This is a genomic window from Endozoicomonas atrinae, from assembly GCF_001647025.1.
Classification (GTDB): domain Bacteria; phylum Pseudomonadota; class Gammaproteobacteria; order Pseudomonadales; family Endozoicomonadaceae; genus Endozoicomonas; species Endozoicomonas atrinae.
The window spans coordinates 13,214-31,952 of record NZ_LUKQ02000048.1; the positions used below are offsets into that span (position 1 = coordinate 13,214).

Sequence of the window (18,739 nt, forward strand, 5' to 3'; positions counted from 1 at the left end):
CTGTTGAGACAGAGGAGAACATCACCCCGTTTGATAGTCTGCCATTAACTGCCTGATCTTGACAAACACCTGCAATGCATGGCTTCCATATAAACTGGATGACCCACCAGGTGTCCCAGTGAGTAAGCGAAGCCAACAACGTAGTTGCGTCAAAGGCATGCGGGAATATATGACCAGAACCCAGAAAACTGGCCGGGGACGACACTCACTCCTACCATCATTCAGGTTGATGATGCTGTACTCATGACTTGCTAAAAACACCGGAAAACACATCATAAGTCAGTTCGTACAAATCAGAGTATCGAGCCCGACGCTTTTCTGCCTCATCACACGCCTCATCGTCAACTTCAGCAGCCATCACCGATTTCACCGGTTTGAGGCCATAATGGGCTTTCTTCTCAAGGAAATCCGACAGCCCCGTCACCAGCTCTGGAAAATAGCGTTTTACGTAATCCACAAAAAGCCGCATGGCACTCTCATTATCCATCATTTTTGAGTAACAGTCGTAAAAGCCAACATTGTGTCTGATAGTATTCAAAATCATCCGGCGTCTCTTTGGCCAGTTTGCCTGAGCGTACTCTTCAGGCTGCATCGCTTCAGTGATCCGCTTCCAGGTCGACAGAGGGAACGGAGTCGGAAACAAGCATTGCCCTTCATCAATAATCGTAACAGGCTGCCCATCCATAATGACGTAAACATCCAGCAACGGGGCTTCATCAGCAAAAAAACACCCCATCTCCTGAGTGGTCTCAAGAATTTTTGATCGCAGCGATGCGGATACGCCAGCCTTTTTCATCCGTCGGCTGGCTTCTTCAAACGTCAGGATACATTCATGATCCTTGCGGATATAGCCATGACAGGAGACCTGGTAGCCCACCAGTGCAGGAAATACACTCATCAGAGCTTTTGCCACTTTGAGTCTGACCGGGAATATCCTGCTCCAGCCCACATCAACAGCATAGCCATGAACATAGTCTTTAATGATTGCGTTCATATGAAATCCTTTTCACAGCAAACATTCTGAAACTCTATAATTCAGCGAAATTTCTGCCGAGTAAAGCACTTAAACAGTAATCGAAATCTGCTGGCCATACGGACAACCAGCCGCATCCGGCAAGTTAACATTCAATAACCACTGATAACACTGGGCAAGCAGCGCTGAGTCAGGAACTTCTGCCCAACCTCGCCTGCAGGTTAGTCAACCGGCGGTTCGACTTTCGATTTCGAGCCGCCATACCCACGGCTTTGGGTTGCCCCACCAGCACCACCATCTTTTTGCCCCGGGTCACACCGGTGTAGAGCAGGTTACGTTCCAGCAGGGTGAAGTGCTGCATGGCCATGGGGATCACCACGCAGGGGTATTCGGAGCCCTGGCTTTTATGAATGGTGGTGGCATAGGCCAGCGACACTTCGTCCAGTTCATTGACCGGGTAAAGCACATCCCGACCGCAGAACTCAATCATCAATTCGCCCTCTTCAATATCGATCGCTTTTACCCGGCCAATATCGCCGTTGAATACTTCCTTATCGTAGTTATTGACCGTCTGAATCACCTTATCCCCCGGCGCATAGGTCCAGCCATACCGGGTAACCCGGGGGTGGGCATCCGGATTCAGGGCTTCCTGCAAGGCCACATTCAGACTGCGGGCACCCAGTCCGCCCCGGTTCATTGGGGCCAGCACCTGGATGTCGTTGACCGGATCAAAGCCAAACGTCTCAGGCAGCCGCCGTGTAACCACCGACATCAACTTGGCAAACAGCTCTTCAGGCTCTTCGCCGGTCAGGTAGAAGAAGTCCGTCTCCTCCCCTTTCTTCGTCACCCTGGGTGCCTGGCCACGGTTGATGGCATGTGAGCCGGTAATGATCTGTGAGGTGGCCGCCTGCCGGAAGATTTCCGTCAATCGCGCCACCGGCACCTTGCCGGACTCAATCAAATCTCTCAGTACCGACCCCGGCCCCACCGATGGCAACTGATCCACATCGCCCACCAGCAATACCGCAGCCGAGTCGGGCACGGCGCGCAACAGTTGATTCATCAGCACCACATCCACCATGGAGCACTCATCAACCACCAGCAGATCCGTTTCCAGGGGATTCTCGGCATTGCGTTTGAAGTCGAAGGCAGACGGATCAAAATCCAGCAACCGGTGAATGGTGGTGGCTTCCTGCCCTGTCGATTCAGACAAACGCTTGGCGGCACGCCCCGTTGGCGCACACAGCGTCACCTCAACCCGCTTGGCCTGGATGATCTTCAGGATGCTGTTCACCACCGTCGTTTTACCCACGCCCGGGCCACCGGTAATGATGCAGAACTTATTCTGCACCGCCAGCTCAATCGCCCCTTTCTGGGAGTCGGACAGTTGAATGTTGTTTTTCTCCTCCACCCAGGGAATGGCTTTGTCCATGGCAATACCAGACCAGCCGGAACATCCCTGAAGCAAGCGATTCACATGGTTGGCAACCCCCTGCTCGGCACGGTAGAGCGGTGTCAGAAACAGGCAGGGTACTTCATCAATGGTCTCCGGTGTCAGCCGCTCCTCATTAATCTCGCACTGAATCGCTTCCTTAATGGTGGCTTCCGGTATTTCCAGCAGCGTGACCGCATCGTTCACCAGCGCATCAAACGGTCGGGCACAATGCCCTTCTCCGGAACACTCCTGCAACACATGGCGCACCCCGGCCTGGGCGCGTATTAACGACACCCGGTCGATCCCCAGCTGCATGGCCAGGTTGTCCGCCGTTTTAAAGCCGATTCCGTGAATATCCAGCGCCAGCCGGTACGGGTTCTCCTGAACTTTCGCCACGGACTCATCGCCGTAGGTTTTATAAATACGCACCGCCCGGGCTGTGCCAACACCGTGGGATTGCAGGAACACCATAATCTCCCGGATCACCTTCTGCTCCGACCAGGCCGAGGTGATCTTCTCACGTCGCTTCTTACCGATGCCTTCCAGCTCCATCAGCCGTTCCGGGTTCTCCTCAATAATATCGAACACCTGTTCACCAAAGGCTTTGACCAACCGTTTGGCAAAATGGGGGCCGATGCCCTTCACCATGCCGGACCCCAGGTATTTCTCGATCCCTTCCAGAGTGTTGGGTGTCACGGTTTTGATCTGCTTAACCTTGAACTGCACCCCGTGCTTATGGTCGTTAAACCAGATGCCGGTGGCATCCACAAACTCTCCGGGTGTCACCGAGGGCGTGTTACCGGTCATGGTCACCAGCTCACGCTGCCCCTTGCACTTGACCCGAATCACAAAGAACCCGCTGGCTTCGCTGTGGAAGGTGACCCGCTCTACCGATCCCTGAAGATGAACCAGTGGCTGATGGTCGGTGTAGTGCTGGTGATGGGAAGCAGTTTCCATTAAGTCGTCGTTTATCCGTCAAAAGGATTAAAGCAATCAACAGGATATTACCAAAGGAGATTTATTCAAACGACTACTGATGTGTTAATCGAGGGCGTGTCTCTACTCTTCTTTATATGCACTGATTTCTCCTCACTACTGTCCAAGGCTATCTCTGGCGCATATCACCAGCTTCAGAAACCGATGTGCACGTAAAAAATATGTTGAGTTTTGCGACTGCCTCATAAATACGCGTAAAATAGGCCGGCTTTTTGCCCGGTTCACCGACGCTCACCACTTGCTCACTGATGACTCACTATGCCCCAACCTAACCACAACAACCTTGCCGCCTTTATATGGTCCGTTGCTGACCTTCTCCGTGGAGACTTCAAACAGTCCCAGTACGGTCGCATCATTCTTCCTTTTACCCTGCTCCGTCGTCTGGAATGCGTATTGGAATCCAGCAAGAACGATGTGCTGGCACAGTATGAAAAAGTAAAAGTGATGAACTTGCCGGAAGACGGTATGGAGAAAATGCTGTTGCGGGCAACCGGTGGGTTATCGTTCTACAACACCTCACCCATGAACCTGTCGAAGCTGGGGCAGGGGGATATCAAGTCCAACCTGGAGACTTATATCCAGTGTTTCTCCAAAGATGCGCGGGAGATCTTTGAGCATTTCCGGTTCGATGAATTTATCGGCACCCTGAACGAAGCCAACCTGCTGTACAAAGTGGTGGGCAAGTTCGCCAGTACCGACCTCAGCCCGGCCAAAATCTCCAATCACGATATGGGGCTGGTGTTTGAAGAACTGATCCGCCGGTTTGCGGAAGGCTCTAACGAGACCGCCGGTGAGCACTTTACCCCACGGGACATCGTGCGCCTCACCACCTCGCTGGTGTTTATGGAAGACGACGATGCCCTGACCAAAGAAGGCATTATCCGCACCATCTATGACCCGACAGCGGGTACTGGCGGCTTCCTGTCTTCCGGTATGGAGTATGTACACAGCCTGAACCCGAAAGCGGTGATGCGTGCCTTTGGTCAGGAGCTGAATCCGGAATCCTACGCCATCTGTAAAGCGGATATGCTGATCAAGGGTCAGGATGTCAGCCGTATTAAACTGGGCAACACCCTGTCTAACGATCAACTGGTGGCCGACCAGTTCGACTACATGCTCTCCAATCCGCCATTCGGTGTGGACTGGAAGAAGATTGAAGGCGAGATCAAAGACGAACATACCTTCAAAGGCTTCGACGGTCGTTTCGGCCCTGGCCTGCCTCGGGTGTCTGACGGGTCCCTGCTGTTCTTGATGCACCTGATCAGCAAGCTCAGAGACAATACAGACAACGGTGGCCGTATCGGTATCATCCTCAACGGCTCACCCCTGTTTACCGGCGGTGCGGGCAGTGGCGAAAGCGAGATTCGCCGTTACATCCTTGAAGCCGATCTGCTCGAAGCCATTGTCGCCCTGCCTACCGATATGTTCTACAACACCGGCATTGCCACCTATGTGTGGGTGCTGTCTAACAAGAAGGATTCAACCCGTAAAGGTAAGGTGCAGCTCATTAACGGGGTAAACCTGTGCGGAAAAATGCGTAAGTCCCTGGGTTCCAAGCGCAACCTGATGAGCGATGACGACATTAAAACCATCACCCGCAGCTTTGGAGCCTTTGAGGTCATTGAACCGCAGGTACTGAGCAAACCGGCTGAACAGAAAAGTAGCCGGGGCAGGCAGTCGGCCAACGCCAAGGTTGAAGCACCCAAAACCTTTGCCAGCAAAATCTTTGAGTGTCACGAATTCGGCTACCGGCGTATTACCATTGAGCGGCCGCTGCGACTGTCAGCCCAGATCACTGATGAAGCGATCGAAGGTCTCCGTTTTGCACCCAAGCCATTTAACGCAGTCATGCGTTGGGTGCACGAAGAGTTTGGCGACGGCTGCCACCAGCACCTGTCAGAGAACGAAACGGTTATTCGCACCAGAATCAAAGCCGATTTCAAAGAGCTGAAAGAAAAGCAGATCAAAGAACTGCTCGATAGCAAACTCTGGCAGTTCCAGATCACGTTGATGAACAAGGCCAAAACCTTGCAGGATACAATCAGCAGCGAACAGAGCAATGACTTCAACACCTTTGAGGTAAGCCTGAAAGCCGCCCTGAAGCAAACCGGCACGACACTGGATGCCAAAGAGAAAAAGCAGTTCCTGGATGCCATTACCCGCAAAAATCCAGAGGCCGAACCCGTTGTTAAAAAGGTACTGAAGGGCGGCTCCAAGTCATCCCTGACTCCGCCGCATACCGTTCATCCTGAACATAAAGAAGCACAACCACTGTACGGCGCATTCATGTACAAGGGCAAAGTGGTCGAATTCCAGTCCGATGGCGACCTGCGGGATAACGAAAACGTCCCTCTCAACCCATCGGTCAGCACCACCACACTGATCGAAACCTACTTCAACCGCGAAGTAGCGCCCCATGTACCCGATGCCTGGATCAACGCTGACAAGTGCGACGACAAAGACGGCGAGATCGGCATTGTCGGTTATGAAATCCCCTTTAACCGGCATTTTTACCAGTACCAGCCACCACGCTCGCTGGAAGCCATTGATGCGGATCTGGATGCGGTGAGTAAGCGGATTATGGGCCTGCTGGCGGAGGTGCATTCATGAGCAAGGCGAATAACAGCACCAGCCTCGGCCTTAATCACAGCAGTGACTACAAGCAGTGGTTAAAAGACCTCAAACAAAAGGTACAGCAAACCCAAATCAAGGCGGTGGTTCAAGTGAACACCACCCTGCTGGCTTTCTACTGGGAACTGGGGGCCGATATTGTTAAGCGCCAGTCCACGGCTAACTGGGGCGATGGTTTTTTAAAACAACTCAGCAAAGACCTGATGAAAGCATTCCCCGACATCAAAGGCTTTTCTGAACGAAACCTGAAATACATTCGGCAGTGGTTCCTGTTTTACTCACAGGGTCAGGCAATTGGGCAACAGCCTGTTGCCCAATTAGCTCAAGTACCCTGGGGGCACAATTTACAGATCATTCCCGCACACACTGCCGACATTACTGAGCATACCGCCATAATTTCCGCATACACAGGTGTCATTCCCGCACATTCTGCCGTCATTCCCGCGAAGGCGGGAATCCACAGGGTATTCAACAATGCCTAAACAGCCCTGCGTCTACATACTGGCAAGCAAGAAAAATGGCACTCTCTATGTCGGAGTAACCAGTAACCTTGTTCAACGAATCTGGCAACACAAAAATGACCAGACACCCGGATTCACTCAGCAGTATCAGGTTCATACACTGGTTTACTTTGAGCTTCATGAAACCATGGAGTCTGCTATCACCCGTGAAAAGCAGATTAAAAAGTGGAATCGGCAATGGAAAACTAATTTGATTGAAGAAAAAAACCTTCATTGGAATGACCTATGGGAGAGCATTCAATGATTGGCTGTACTGCTTCATATGTAACTACTGTCGTTTCTGCGTACTCGGTTGTCACTCCCTCGTACTCAACCGTCATTCTCGCGTACTCTGCCGTCATTCCCGCGTACTCTGCCTTCATTCCCGCGAAGGCGGGAATCTATCCTACCCACAAACGAGAAACAGGCGGGTTAAAGCGTTCATCGTTCACCATGGATTCCCGCCTTCGCGGGAATGACGTAATGAGAGCTTCGGAATATCAACTGACGCAATCGTTGCCGGAAAACCTGCAATCGCAACTGCCCAGTGTGGAAGAAATTGAGCAGGAACTGGGAGGTGAGTTGTGATGAGTGGGAAGTATCAAGCGTATCCTGAGTATAAAAGTTCTGGGGTTGAGTGGCTGGGTGATATTCCCTTTGAATGGGAGATGTGGAAACTAAGCCATGCCTATGAGGAGATTGGTTCTGGAACTACACCGCCAAGCGGTTCAGATGAATGGTATGGCGGAAATATTCCGTGGGTGACAACAGGTGAACTACGTGAGTCTGTGATAACGGTTACCACCAAAAAAGTAACAGAAAAGACCATAAAGCAGTTTCCGACACTCAGGGTATATCCGAAAGGCTCTGTTGCCATTGCAATGTATGGAGCAACAATCGGACGATTAGGAATATTCGGTATAGAGGCAACAACGAATCAAGCGTGTTGCGTCTTAACCCGATCATCAGTAATTAACAACAAGTACCTTTATTATTGGTTGCAGGCATACAGGAAAGATATCGTCAATTTGGCATCTGGTGGCGGTCAACCAAATATCAATCAAGAAGTTGTTGCATCATTACGAGTCAGTTCACCGAAACTGTCAGGCCAAGTTCAGATCGCCAACTTCCTCGACCACGAAACCGCCAAAATCGACACCCTGATCGAAGAGCAGCAATCCCTGATCCGGCTGCTGAAAGAAAAACGACAGGCGGTGATCAGTCATGCCGTCACCAAAGGTTTGAACCCCGATGCACCGATGAAGGATTCCGGTGTGGAGTGGCTGGGAGAAGTACCGGAGCATTGGGACGTTGCTCGTATCAAACACTTATCTGAAATCATTTCAAAAGGTACTACGCCTAGTACAATTGGCGGTGATTTTGTAGGAAAAGGTATTCGTTTCTTAAAGGGTGAAAATATTGGTAAATCTGTCGCTGTTAGCCAGGAACCTGAGTTCTTCATAACCAAAGAGGTAGATGAACAACTTTCAAGAAGCCGGCTCAAAGAAAATGATGTGCTTGTTATTATCGCTGGAGCCACCACTGGCATGGCTTCGATAATTCAAAAAGAGTTACTTCCTGCTAACACTAATCAGGCTGTTAGCTTTGTTCGACCCAAGGCAATAACTCACGCAAAACTAATCGAACTGTGGCTCTCTACCGAATTTTCACAACGTATTATTTGGATGGGAGCGGTACAGGCCGCGCAACCAAATCTTTCAATGGAAGATTTGGGTAATATTCCTATAGCCGTTCCACCAATGGATGAATTGCGCGAGATATTAACGTCTGTAGATGACAAGCTGCTTAAGTTTGATGAACTAATGTCCGAGGCAGAGTTTACTGTAACGTTGCTTCAAGAGCGCCGTACAGCCTTAATCGCCGCCGCCGTCACCGGAAAAATTGACATCCGCAATTGGGGCGCGTCAGAGAAAGAAGAAAAAGAACAAGCAGTCGAGGCCATCTAATGAGCAAGGATGCCAGCGTAGAAGTCGTCTTCCAGAACGACATTATCACTCAAATGCAGGCCAATGGCTGGCAGCTGGGTTCCGGTGATCAGTACGACCGGGAAACCGCACTGTACACCAGAGATGTGCTGGCCTTTGTGCAGGAGACGCAGCCGAAAGAGTGGGCCAAGTTCTGCAAGGTATTCCCGACCGATTCAGAGCAGCATTTTATCAGCCATTTGGTAGTCCAGCTTAAAAAGGCTGACGCCAACGCCATTGATAAAGATCTGCGCAGTTACGGCACCCTGGGTGTGCTGCGCCACGGGCTGAAGATTCGTAATGCCCGTTTCTCGCTGTGTCAGTTTATGCCCGAGCATAATCTGAACCCGGAGACGCTGGCGCGTTATCAGGAGAACCGTTGTCGACTTGTGCCGGAGCTGGTGTATTCGCCTTATGCCACCGATGTCCATCTAGCAGCGACGGGTAAAAAAGCAAAAGCCTGGCGTATTGACCTGGTGCTGTTTGTGAATGGTCTGCCGGTGGCTACGCTGGAGCTGAAGTCGGAGTTCAAACAGTCCGTCGATAACGCCATTCGCCAGTACAAAACCACTCGGCTGTCGAAAGACCCGGAAACCAAAAAGCCGGAGCCGCTGCTCACCTTCAAGCGGGGTGCGCTGGTGCATTTTGCGGTGAGCCAGTACGAAGTTTATATGGCGACCAAGCTGGCGGGCAGTGATACTTACTTTCTGCCGTTTAACAAAGGAACGGCGGAAGGTGGTGCCGGTAACGATGTGCCGGACGATGCTAATCGTTACGCCACAGACTACCTGTGGAACGAGGTGCTGACACCCGATAACCTGCTGAACATTATCGGGCGGTTTGTGCATTTACAGATTGAAGAAAAAGAAGACTGGGAAGGTCGCAAGTCGAAAAAGGAAACCCTGATCTTCCCCCGTTACCATCAGTGGGATGTGGTCAACCGGCTGGTGGATGCTGCCAAACGTGAAGGCACCGGCAACAAGTATCTGGTGCAGCACAGTGCCGGTTCCGGTAAATCCAACTCCATCGCCTGGACGACCCACCAGCTTTCCACTCTGTACGATAACGATGGCAACAAGACGTTCCATTCCATTATCGTGGTGACCGACCGCACGGTGCTGGACGACCAGTTGCAGGACACCATTTACCAGTTCGAACACGCCGACGGTGTGGTGGGCCGGATCAATAACAAAGAAGGTGATGGTTCCAAATCTGATAAGCTGGCAGCGGCGCTGGAAAACGCCCAGCCGATTATTATCGTCACCATTCAAACCTTCCCCCATGTGCTGGCCGCCATTGAGAACAGCACCAGTCTGAAAGAGCGCTGTTACGGTGTGATTGCCGATGAGGCGCATTCTTCTCAGACTGGTTCTACCGCACGACAGTTGAAAGAAGTGTTGATGCTGGATGCTTCGGAGGCCGCTGATGAAGACAAGCCCGTGTCGTCGGAAGATATTCTTGATGCCACCATCGCCGCCCGTAAAGGCAGCAGCAACCTGAATTACTACGCCTTCACGGCAACGCCCAAGGCGAAGACGCTGGAACTGTTTGGTCGTCTACCTGACCCGACACAACCGGCCTCAGAAAAGAACCTGCCCGAAGCTTTTCATGTGTACTCCATGCGTCAGGCCATTGAGGAAGGGTTTATTCTCGATGTGCTGAAGAACTACACCAACTACCAGGTGGCGTATCAGCTCGCCCAGAAGATTGAAGCCGTCGATGAAGAGGTGGACAGCAAAAAGGCCAAGGTGAAACTGGGCCAGTGGGTGCGGCTCCATGAGTACAACATTGCCCAGAAAGTGAAGGTAATTGTCGAACACTTCAAAGACAATGTGATGGGGCTGCTGGGTGGTCAGGCGAAGGCGATGGTGGTCACCAGTTCCCGTAAGGAAGCGGTGCGTTACAAGCTGGCGTTTGATAAATACCTGACCGAACAGAAGAGTAGCATAGCGGTAATGATTGCGTTCTCCGGAGAGGTTGAGTTCAACAAAAACGATCCGGACAGTCTTGCGCTGCTGGACCAGAAGTTCACCGAAAAGAACATGAACCCGGCATTGAAAGGTCGGGATATGCGCAAAGCCTTCGACACCGATGATTACCAGATTATGCTGGTGGCCAATAAATTCCAGACCGGCTTTGATCAGCCCAAGCTCTGCGCCATGTATGTGGACAAACCGTTAGGCGGGGTGGAATGTGTGCAAACTCTGTCGCGCCTCAACCGCACCTATCCCGGTAAGGAAGTGACCGGCACCTTTGTACTGGACTTTGTGAACGAGCCGGAAGCCATTCTTGAGGCATTCCAGCCCTACTACCAGACCGCTGAGCTGGCAGATGTCTCCAACCCTGAAAAGATCTTTGAGCTGTATGAAAAGCTCCGTGCCAGTGGCATTTTCACCTGGAACGAAGTGGAACAGTTCTGCGATGCCTTCCTGATGAAAAGCAAAAGTAATGCGGCCATCAGTAACATTTGCAAGCCTGCGGTAGAGCGTTGGCAGAAGCGGTACAGTTCAGCCATTGACGCTTATCTTCTGGCAAAAGATATGTTCGAGCGCACCAAGAAAACCGGTGATGCGGTATTGATGGCCAATGCTGAGAACAGCTTCAAGGACTGCAAGAAAGAAAAGGATGCCCTGGAAATTTTCAAGAAGGACCTGGGCAGCTTTACCCGCTTCTACGAGTTTATGTCCCAGATTGTGGACTATGACGATAAGGAGCTGGAAAAGCTCAGCCTATACGCCCGTTACCTGCGCCCACTGTTAAGAGAGAAGCGGGTCGAAGAAGACGAGATTGATCTGGATAACGTGGTCATGAGTCACTATCGTCTGTCCAAAATTCGCCAGCAGGACATCAAACTGCAGGAGGACAGTCCGGAGTATAAGTTGGAGCCGGGTAGCGATGTGGGCTCCGCCAAAGCGAAGGATAAAAAAGAAGAGTTCCTGTCACAGATTGTGGCGCGGCTGAATAAGCTTTTTATCACTGACAACCTGACTGATGGCGACCTGATCAACTACGCCTGCACGGTTCGGGACAAGCTGGTGGAGAACACCACGGTCATGAGTCAGATCGAAAACAACACCGCTGAACAGGCACTGCTGGGAGACTTCCCGAAGGCCATTGACGATGCGGTGATGGACAGCAATGACGCACAGCAGGAAATGATGATGCAGTACCTTTCCAACCCGGAGCTGGCCAGAGGGTTTGCGCGGGTAGTGTTTGATATGTTGAAGGGCTATTGACCATGACCTCCCGAACAATGGGTAAGCGCTGCGCCAATACGGTGGTGGTGCTGGACTTCGAAACCACCGGTCTCTCCCCGGACAGGGGTGATCGCGCCATTGAGATTGGCGCGGTATTGGTAGAAGACGGTCGTATCACTGACCGGTTTCAGCAACTGATGAACCCGGGCTTCCGGGTTGACAGTTTTATTGCCAGCTACACTGGCATTACCAACGCCATGCTCAGGGATGCACCGGAGTGCTCGACGGTGATCCGGGAGTTTGCCGGATTTATCAACGGTCATAATCTGGTGGCCCACAACGCCTCGTTCGACAAGAAGTTTCTGGACGAAGAAATGACGAGGGCAAGGTCAGAGTATACTGGCAAGTTCGCCTGTTCCATGTTGATTGCCAGACGGCTTTACCAGAATGCACCCAATCACAAGCTGGGAACGCTGGTAAAGTACAAACGCCTGCCAACCGAGGGCGTATTTCACCGGGCACTGGCCGATGCGGAAATGACCGCCCATCTCTGGCTGGGCATGCTGGATGACATCAGCAATGAGTACACTATGGACAACATACCGTTTTCACTGATGCAGCGTTTGGGGAGAACCAGTAAACACCTGATCGGTGATTTCCTGAAGAAGCAGGCTGAGAAGGCATTGGCGTAACATAAAAGAGGACTCCAACGCATGGGGCATAAAAATGCCGATACCGCGGTGGTGCTGGACCTTGAAACCACTGGATTCTCTCCGCGCAAAGGTGACCGAACCATTGAGGTGGGGGCTGTACTGATTGAACATGGCACGATCACAGACCATTTTCAGGGGTTAATGAATCCTGACTTTCCGGTCAGCGAGTTTATTTCCGACTACACTGGCATTACCAACGCCATGCTGGAAAATGCACCAGCGTGCAGTGAGGTGATTGGTGAGCTGGCCCGGTTTATCGGTTCGCACAACCTGGTTGCCCATAATGCACCATTTGACCAGCGGTTTCTCGATAATGAGATGGCGTTGGCGGGTACCCGCTATTCCGGAGAGTTCGCCTGTTCCCTGAATGCGGCAAGGTGGGTATACCACAAGGTATCCGATCATAGCCTGTCAACACTGGTGGAGTTCAAGCAGCTCCCGACCGATGGCAATTTCCATCGGGCACTGTCCGATGCCAGGATGACGGCTCATCTCTGGCTGGCCATGTTGAACGACTTGTCGATGATGGGCCGTCCAGCACCCATTGCGTTTTCGGACATGCAGTGTCTGAGAGCGACGATGGAGTAAGAGCCGGTTACCCCCGGGCTCTGCGTGGAACTCCATCCTGCCTGTGAGCGTGATCAAGCACACAGGCCAGCAATAAAAAAGTGAAGCCAGACTTCTGAGCCTCACAACCGGCGCTCAGAACGGTAAAGACGTGTGGATGATTGATACGGCACCCGACAAATAATTGGTTGCCAGTTGATGATAATATTGGTGATGTAATGACGATCAACACAGAATACGATACCTCATGGGATGAGGGTAACCATGCACTGCTTAACACCCGGTTTACGGAATGGAAAAAACGGGACTGGTACCAATACCTGACGGAGCATTTAACTTTCCCCTTCCCCGCCATTCGCTTTGAAGATGGCGATGCAAGCCCATTCTCTTCGGATGCGCCTTTTGGTGTAGGCCATACCGTTCAGGTACAGGGTGTTTACATGGAAGATGATATGCAGGGTTTGATCGTCGGCGTGAAAGAGGGGCGCAAGAAAGGCTATCTCGCGCTTTGCGAGCTGGAAGTCACCACCAGAGACCATCCCTGCTACTGGCCGCTTCGGGAGTATGTGGTCTGGTTTGCTAACCGGTGATGATGTATAACAGCGAAATTTTGTCAGGAAGATCAGGATATGTCCCCTTTGGCTGAAACGGCCATCACTATTGGTAAAGCCGTTCTATTTCAGTTGCACCAGCGCAACCAACAGGTTTCGATGGACGATTGCGACTATATACCAACCCTGAAATCAGTCATTACCGGGGTGGTTTCCACGGTGTCAGAGCCATTAAGCCAGCGACAGATCCAGCAGACTTTATACGAATACGCCCGTGAGCTGTATATGCAAGTCTGGGTAGAAAACGGTGAAGAGGATGAAGACCCTGAGATTGATGAGGGTCTGGAAACCTTCGATTACCTTTATGAGCATGAAGCCTGGCCAGAATAGGTAAGCCCTTCAACTCACTACCCACTGCTTATCTATCAGCAAAAGCAAGAGGTTTTATGAAAATTCACTTTTCCAAAAAAGAGTACCGGCTGTTGCTGGATATGATCCAAATAGCGGGCTGGGTACTGAACGCCCATTCCGTCGATAAAGAGGATTTTAAAGCAACGGAGCATTATCAGGTCCTCAGCCAAAAGATCAAGGCTTATGCCAAAGAGGCCGGTTGTGAGGATTTGATTACATTTGATAAGACGCTGGAACAATATTTTGCCACTTACGAATACGAAATGGAGGGCGAATACATGGAATTTGTGAAAGCGTTTGAAGAGGACAGTTTCTGGGAGCATCTCATCCAAAAACTGGCTGAACGAGACTTCCTGGATCAAACACCTGAGTCGGTGGGCGAAAAGATGAGCAATGAGGAGGTCATGATCCGTCTTGAAGAACACAGGGGGCCTTATGAGGAAGAGTTTTCTGAGTACGGTATCGATAATCTTCAAATTGTGAAAACATCAGAGAAAATCATCCACTAGAATGGCTCCCCGCGAATGATCCGTAGCGGGGATAGCAGAAAATTGAGAAAAAAATTTCGTTTTTCCAAGCAAATAATAGCTCTATTTACTGAATAAAGGGAACATTCAGGTGAATGTGCTAACACCGCAATGGAGCCGTCTATTCTCGGACAGTCAACGTTAAAACAACGCCATCACTACCCCAGCAGGAAACCCCCGGTATTGCAGAAAGCGGATTTGCCGGGCCTTTTCCTTTGGTTCTGAAGGGGCGGCCCCACCAAACTTCTTTATACGGGCGCTTTCTGCCAGTTCATACCAGTCTGCTTCAGCAGCTTCCAGTGCAAGGCTAATGGCCTCACTATCTACCCCCTTCTGACGAAGATCCTGAGAGATCCTCATGGGACCATGGCCTTTCTGAATGCGCGAACGGATAAATCCTTCCACAAACCGGTCATCGCTGAGTAACCGGTCACTTTCCAACCAATTCAGAACCGCATCTATCAGCTCGCTGTCTTGAGACAGAAGGCCAAGTTTGCGGAAAAGCTCTTTTCGGGAGTACTCCCGTTGAGCCAGAAGATTCATCGCGGCATGGCGAAGCATTGCGGCTGTCATTTCGGTCATCAGATCATTCCAGGTATTAACGACGTCAACCCCTGCCAGTGGCTGGTTTTCTTTGCGTAGCGTTGTTTAAGTTCTGCCAGCTTCTGATCATAGGCTGTTTGCCTGTTCAGGATTTTGGACATGAGTTGGAGTTCACCAAGTTTTGTGGATAGTTCAGAATACACCTTTGACTTCCTCCCCGTCGTTCACGGCGGGGAGGAAGTCAAAGGTGTTACAGAACCGGGTAGGCGATATCTGTGCCCGGCTTGAAATCCCCCGGAGGTAACCCATTTCATCCCTGGACAATTGCCGGTCAACGGCCACCAACTCATAATACTGGTATTCACTCATCAGAACTTCCTGAGCTCGCAAAAGGACATAAGATTTTCTACCCTGTTGCCCATGAATATACTCTTATACAACGATCTGAACGCAGACCAGATACCCGGCTTTGCCAAAGTCCGCAAAGCCCTTGAGAACAATAATTTCCAGCAGGCGGATGTGCGCAAGATCGGGGATAATCTCTACCGCGCGCGGCTGAATCGCAACGACCGACTGTTATTCTCCCTGCACCGGTACAATGGCGAACCCTATTGCCTGATTCTGGAGTATATCCGCAATCACGCCTATGAAAAGTCCCGTTTCCTGGAACGGGGCGTAACCATCGATGAGGAAAAAATTCCGGTAATTGATGCTCCGGAAACAGAGTCCGCACCGGAACTGACTTATCTCAATACCGAACACGATCGTTTCAACCTGCTGGACAAAATCATCTCCTTCGACGGCGAACAGCAATCCGTTTACCAGTTACCCCCTCCCCTGGTGATTATTGGCAGTGCCGGCAGCGGCAAAACTGCCCTGACCCTGGAGAAAATGAAGCAGGCAACGGGCGATGTGCTCTATGTCAGTCACTCCCCCTTTCTGGTACAAAGCGCCCGCAATCTTTACTACGCTCATCACTACGATAATGACGACCAGAATGTGGAATTTCTCTCCTTCCGGGAGTTTCTGGAAAGCATCCGGGTACCCGGCGGACGGGAAGTGACACTCAAAGACTTCGAAGGCTGGTTCCAGCGCCATAAGGGCAACAGTAAACAGAAGGACCCTCATAAACTCTTTGAGGAGTTCCGGGGCGTGCTGACCGGCCCTTCCACCGAGTCTCCCTGGCTCTCCCGTGATGAGTACCTGAAGCTGGGCGTTAAACAATCCATTTTCAGTGATGAAGAGCGTTCGGGCGTGTACGACCTGTTCGATAAATACCGGCAGTTCCTGGAACAGGCGCAGTTATACGACACGAACATAATCAGCCACAGTTACCTGACCAGTACCGCCCCCCAATACGACTTTATCGTCGTGGATGAAGTGCAGGATATTACCAATATTCAACTCTACCTGATTCTGAAGACCCTCAGGCATCCGGGGCACTTTATTCTCTGCGGTGACTCCAATCAGATTGTCCACCCGAACTTTTTCTCCTGGTCAAAGGTCAAGACCCTGTTCTTCGAGCAGCAGAGCCTGACCGGTGAGGGAGATATGATCCGGATACTCCAGTCCAACTACCGCAACGCACCGGTGATCACCCATATTGCCAACCGGATTCTGAAACTGAAGCACGCCCGCTTTGGCTCCATCGATAAAGAGAGTAACTACCTGGTCAATAGCATTGGCGAACATCAAGGACAGTTGCAGTTGCTGGCCGACAGCCAAAAGGTCAAACAGGATCTGGACAGTAAAACCGCCCGCTCCACCCGATTTGCCGTACTGGTGATGCACCCGGATCAGAAAGCCGCCGCCCGCCAGTGGTTCAATACCCCGCTGGTCTTCTCCATCCAGGAAGCCAAGGGACTGGAATACGACAACATCATTCTTTACAACTTTATCAGTGATGAAGAGAAGAGCTTCCGGGATATTGCTGCGGGTGTAGACCCTGCGGCGCTGGAAAAAGAGACACTGGAATACGCCAGAGCCAAAAGCAAGCAGGATAAATCCCTGGAAGTCTACAAGTTCTATATCAACGCCCTTTATGTCGCCATTACCCGTGCGGTGAGTAATCTGTACATTATCGAAGCCAACCAGAAGCATCCATTAATGAGGCTTCTGGATCTTGAGCGATTTACCGGTGACCTGAAGATGGATAAGCAGGACTCCAGTCTGGATGAGTGGCAGAAAGAAGCCCGCAAGCTGGAACTGCAGGGCAAGCAGGAACAAGCCGATGAGATCCGCAACCGGATACTGCAGCAGAAGCCGGTACCCTGGCCTGTACTCGATCGCACCGCCTTCACGCAACTACAAAAAGAAGCTCAGCACGGCAATAACAAGAAAAAGCAGCTACTGGCCTTGGAATACGCCCTGATCCACTGGCATCAGCCCATGCTCAACCAGTTGATCACCAGTGGTTTTAAACCCGCTACACAGACGGAAGAAAAAGCGGTCAAACAACTGCATCAAAAGCACTATATGACCTATGACCTCAATAATCCCGGCAGTGTGTTGCGCGACACGGAGAAATACGGCATCGACCACCGCACCATCTTTAACCTGACCCCGTTGATGGTTGCTGCCCGTCTTGGCAATGCCAGTCTGGTCAAGGAACTGATGGATCGCGGTGCCAACCCGGATCTGTGCGGCAGTCATGGTCTCAACGCCCTGCAGATGGCACTGGAGCAGGCACTGGTGGATGAGCGCTATGCCCGCAATAAACTGACACAGGTGTACAGCAAACTGGAACCGGACAGCCTGTCCATTCAGGCGGAAGGCCGGTTGATCAAAATGGATAAACGACTGATGGGGCTGTTTGTACTGAACCTGATGTTTGCCATGTTTTATCGCAAGCTGGGAGAACTGGCAGGTAGAGGTGACGGTTTCTCTGCCAAAGACATTACCGAATGGGTACAAACCCTGCCTGACGCCGTCTTACCAGAGCGCCGGAAAAAACAGAGTTACATCAGCAGCATTCTCTCAGGCAATGAGGTAGACCGGAATGCTCCGTATAACCGCAAGCTTTTCAAACGTCTTCGCCGTGGGCACTACATCATCAACCCGGGTATGAAGCTTCGCCGGGGAGACGAATGGGTAACCGTGCACAACCTGTTGTGCCTGGAAGACCTGGGCTTCAGGCCGGGCTGGATGAAGCTGAACAAAGAGGATCAGCTGATCTTTAAACATCGTTCTGAACGTTTAGACCAGAACCGCTGGCAAAACCTGGCTTCCTATTGTGAGCACATTCGAAAACTTCAGGAAATGGCGGAAAAGGATCTGGAAGAACGCAGGGTAACGTCCCGACTTGAAATCCAAAGAGAGGAAGTGATCACCGGGTAGGCTGCGTCAATACCGGTGATCTGCAGTACGCTACCCGAAAATGCCTGGGCTGATTTTTCGGGTAGCCCTCTTTTATCATAATCAGCCGCAGCACTTCTTAAACTTAATCCCGCTGCCACAGGGGCAGGGGTCATTTCTTCCCACTTTGGGATATCGCCTGACCAGTGGCTGTGCCCGGTTCCCGGAAGAGGAAGACTGAAAGGGCGGCTGCTGACCTGATGACCGCTGTGGCTCTGTCCGCTTTTTAATACCAATCGCATTTTCTAAATCCTTAAGCTGCCGCCAACTATGCTTAGGCATCATTACCATGCATTATCTAGAACAGATGTCTCGTCGACCACAGCTACCCGAAGGTTTTAATGATGTTGATTTTC

At 51.3% G+C, this 18,739-nt stretch carries 18 protein-coding genes; 12 read left to right on the top strand and 6 right to left on the bottom strand.

Annotated features, from left to right (window positions below; translation table 11 throughout):
- Positions 1-241 precede the first annotated feature (241 nt).
- Both AK963_RS09135 and recD2 read right to left on the bottom strand, forming a co-directional pair.
- Positions 242-994 carry a hypothetical protein gene (locus AK963_RS09135; RefSeq protein ID WP_066015156.1) on the bottom strand — a complete coding sequence of 251 codons (753 nt, stop codon included), beginning with the start codon at positions 992-994 and terminating at the stop codon, positions 242-244.
- 169 nt (positions 995-1,163) lie between these two features.
- On the bottom strand, positions 1,164-3,365 hold the full coding sequence (gene recD2, locus AK963_RS09140; protein WP_066015157.1) for an SF1B family DNA helicase RecD2: 2,202 nt from the start codon (positions 3,363-3,365) through the stop codon (positions 1,164-1,166).
- Between the two features lie 297 nt (positions 3,366-3,662).
- On the opposite strand from recD2, the gene AK963_RS09145 reads away from it, so the two are divergent.
- The 11 genes from AK963_RS09145 to AK963_RS09195 all read left to right on the top strand — a co-directional run bounded on the left by AK963_RS09145 (position 3,663) and on the right by AK963_RS09195 (position 14,468).
- On the top strand, positions 3,663-6,014 hold the full coding sequence (locus AK963_RS09145; RefSeq protein ID WP_066015158.1) for a type I restriction-modification system subunit M: 2,352 nt from the start codon (positions 3,663-3,665) through the stop codon (positions 6,012-6,014).
- Positions 6,011-6,517, top strand: a complete 507-nt coding sequence (locus tag AK963_RS09150; RefSeq protein ID WP_238593679.1) for a DUF1016 N-terminal domain-containing protein — start codon at positions 6,011-6,013, stop codon at positions 6,515-6,517. Before AK963_RS09145 ends, AK963_RS09150 begins: the two co-directional genes overlap by 4 nt.
- Entirely contained in the window at positions 6,510-6,800 is a 291-nt protein-coding gene (locus tag AK963_RS09155; protein WP_066015159.1) for a GIY-YIG nuclease family protein, read from the top strand. The genes AK963_RS09150 and AK963_RS09155 overlap by 8 nt, the downstream gene beginning before the upstream one ends.
- Positions 6,782-7,123, top strand: a complete 342-nt coding sequence (locus AK963_RS09160; RefSeq protein ID WP_139117324.1) for a hypothetical protein — start codon at positions 6,782-6,784, stop codon at positions 7,121-7,123. The genes AK963_RS09155 and AK963_RS09160 overlap by 19 nt, the downstream gene beginning before the upstream one ends.
- Positions 7,123-8,502, top strand: coding sequence for a restriction endonuclease subunit S (locus AK963_RS09165; RefSeq protein ID WP_066015161.1), 1,380 nt, complete (start codon positions 7,123-7,125; stop codon positions 8,500-8,502). Before AK963_RS09160 ends, AK963_RS09165 begins: the two co-directional genes overlap by 1 nt.
- Positions 8,502-11,756 (top strand): type I restriction endonuclease subunit R, encoded by a 3,255-nt coding sequence (locus tag AK963_RS09170; RefSeq protein WP_066015162.1) that lies wholly within the window; start codon positions 8,502-8,504, stop codon positions 11,754-11,756. The genes AK963_RS09165 and AK963_RS09170 overlap by 1 nt, the downstream gene beginning before the upstream one ends.
- Positions 11,757-11,758: 2 nt before the next feature.
- Positions 11,759-12,409: a 3'-5' exonuclease gene (locus AK963_RS09175; RefSeq protein ID WP_139117325.1), complete on the top strand. Its 651-nt coding sequence runs from the start codon at positions 11,759-11,761 to the stop codon at positions 12,407-12,409.
- Between the two features lie 21 nt (positions 12,410-12,430).
- The gene (locus AK963_RS09180) at positions 12,431-13,018 is read left to right on the top strand and encodes a 3'-5' exonuclease (RefSeq protein ID WP_066015163.1); all 588 of its coding nucleotides are present in this window, start codon (positions 12,431-12,433) and stop codon (positions 13,016-13,018) included.
- A 197-nt stretch (positions 13,019-13,215) separates the two neighbouring features.
- Positions 13,216-13,587, top strand: coding sequence for a calcium-binding protein (locus AK963_RS09185; protein ID WP_139117326.1), 372 nt, complete (start codon positions 13,216-13,218; stop codon positions 13,585-13,587).
- Positions 13,588-13,626: 39 nt separating this feature from the next.
- Entirely contained in the window at positions 13,627-13,938 is a 312-nt protein-coding gene (locus tag AK963_RS09190; RefSeq protein ID WP_066015165.1) for a hypothetical protein, read from the top strand.
- 56 nt (positions 13,939-13,994) lie between these two features.
- On the top strand, positions 13,995-14,468 hold the full coding sequence (locus AK963_RS09195) for a hypothetical protein (protein WP_066015166.1): 474 nt from the start codon (positions 13,995-13,997) through the stop codon (positions 14,466-14,468).
- 159 nt (positions 14,469-14,627) lie between these two features.
- Here AK963_RS09195 and AK963_RS09200 read toward each other — a convergent pair whose 3' ends face one another.
- From AK963_RS09200 to AK963_RS33180, 3 genes are read right to left on the bottom strand one after another with little or no spacing between them, the layout of a single operon-like run.
- A complete protein-coding gene (locus AK963_RS09200) occupies positions 14,628-15,068 on the bottom strand; it encodes a regulatory protein RecX (protein WP_066015167.1) in 441 nt (146 codons plus the stop codon).
- Positions 15,068-15,190, bottom strand: coding sequence for a hypothetical protein (locus AK963_RS36590; protein WP_274520506.1), 123 nt, complete (start codon positions 15,188-15,190; stop codon positions 15,068-15,070). The genes AK963_RS09200 and AK963_RS36590 overlap by 1 nt, the downstream gene beginning before the upstream one ends.
- A 31-nt stretch (positions 15,191-15,221) precedes the next feature.
- Positions 15,222-15,398, bottom strand: a complete 177-nt coding sequence (locus AK963_RS33180; protein ID WP_175404479.1) for a hypothetical protein — start codon at positions 15,396-15,398, stop codon at positions 15,222-15,224.
- Positions 15,399-15,449: 51 nt separating this feature from the next.
- Here AK963_RS33180 and AK963_RS09205 point away from each other — a divergent pair, with 51 nt between their 5' ends.
- Complete coding sequence (locus tag AK963_RS09205; protein ID WP_066015168.1) at positions 15,450-18,365, top strand: UvrD-helicase domain-containing protein; 2,916 nt, start codon at positions 15,450-15,452, stop codon at positions 18,363-18,365.
- Positions 18,366-18,446: 81 nt separating this feature from the next.
- On the opposite strand, the gene AK963_RS34870 is transcribed toward AK963_RS09205, so the two are convergent.
- Complete coding sequence (locus tag AK963_RS34870) at positions 18,447-18,674, bottom strand: SEC-C metal-binding domain-containing protein (protein ID WP_202969748.1); 228 nt, start codon at positions 18,672-18,674, stop codon at positions 18,447-18,449.
- Between the last annotated feature and the right edge of the window lie 65 nt (positions 18,675-18,739).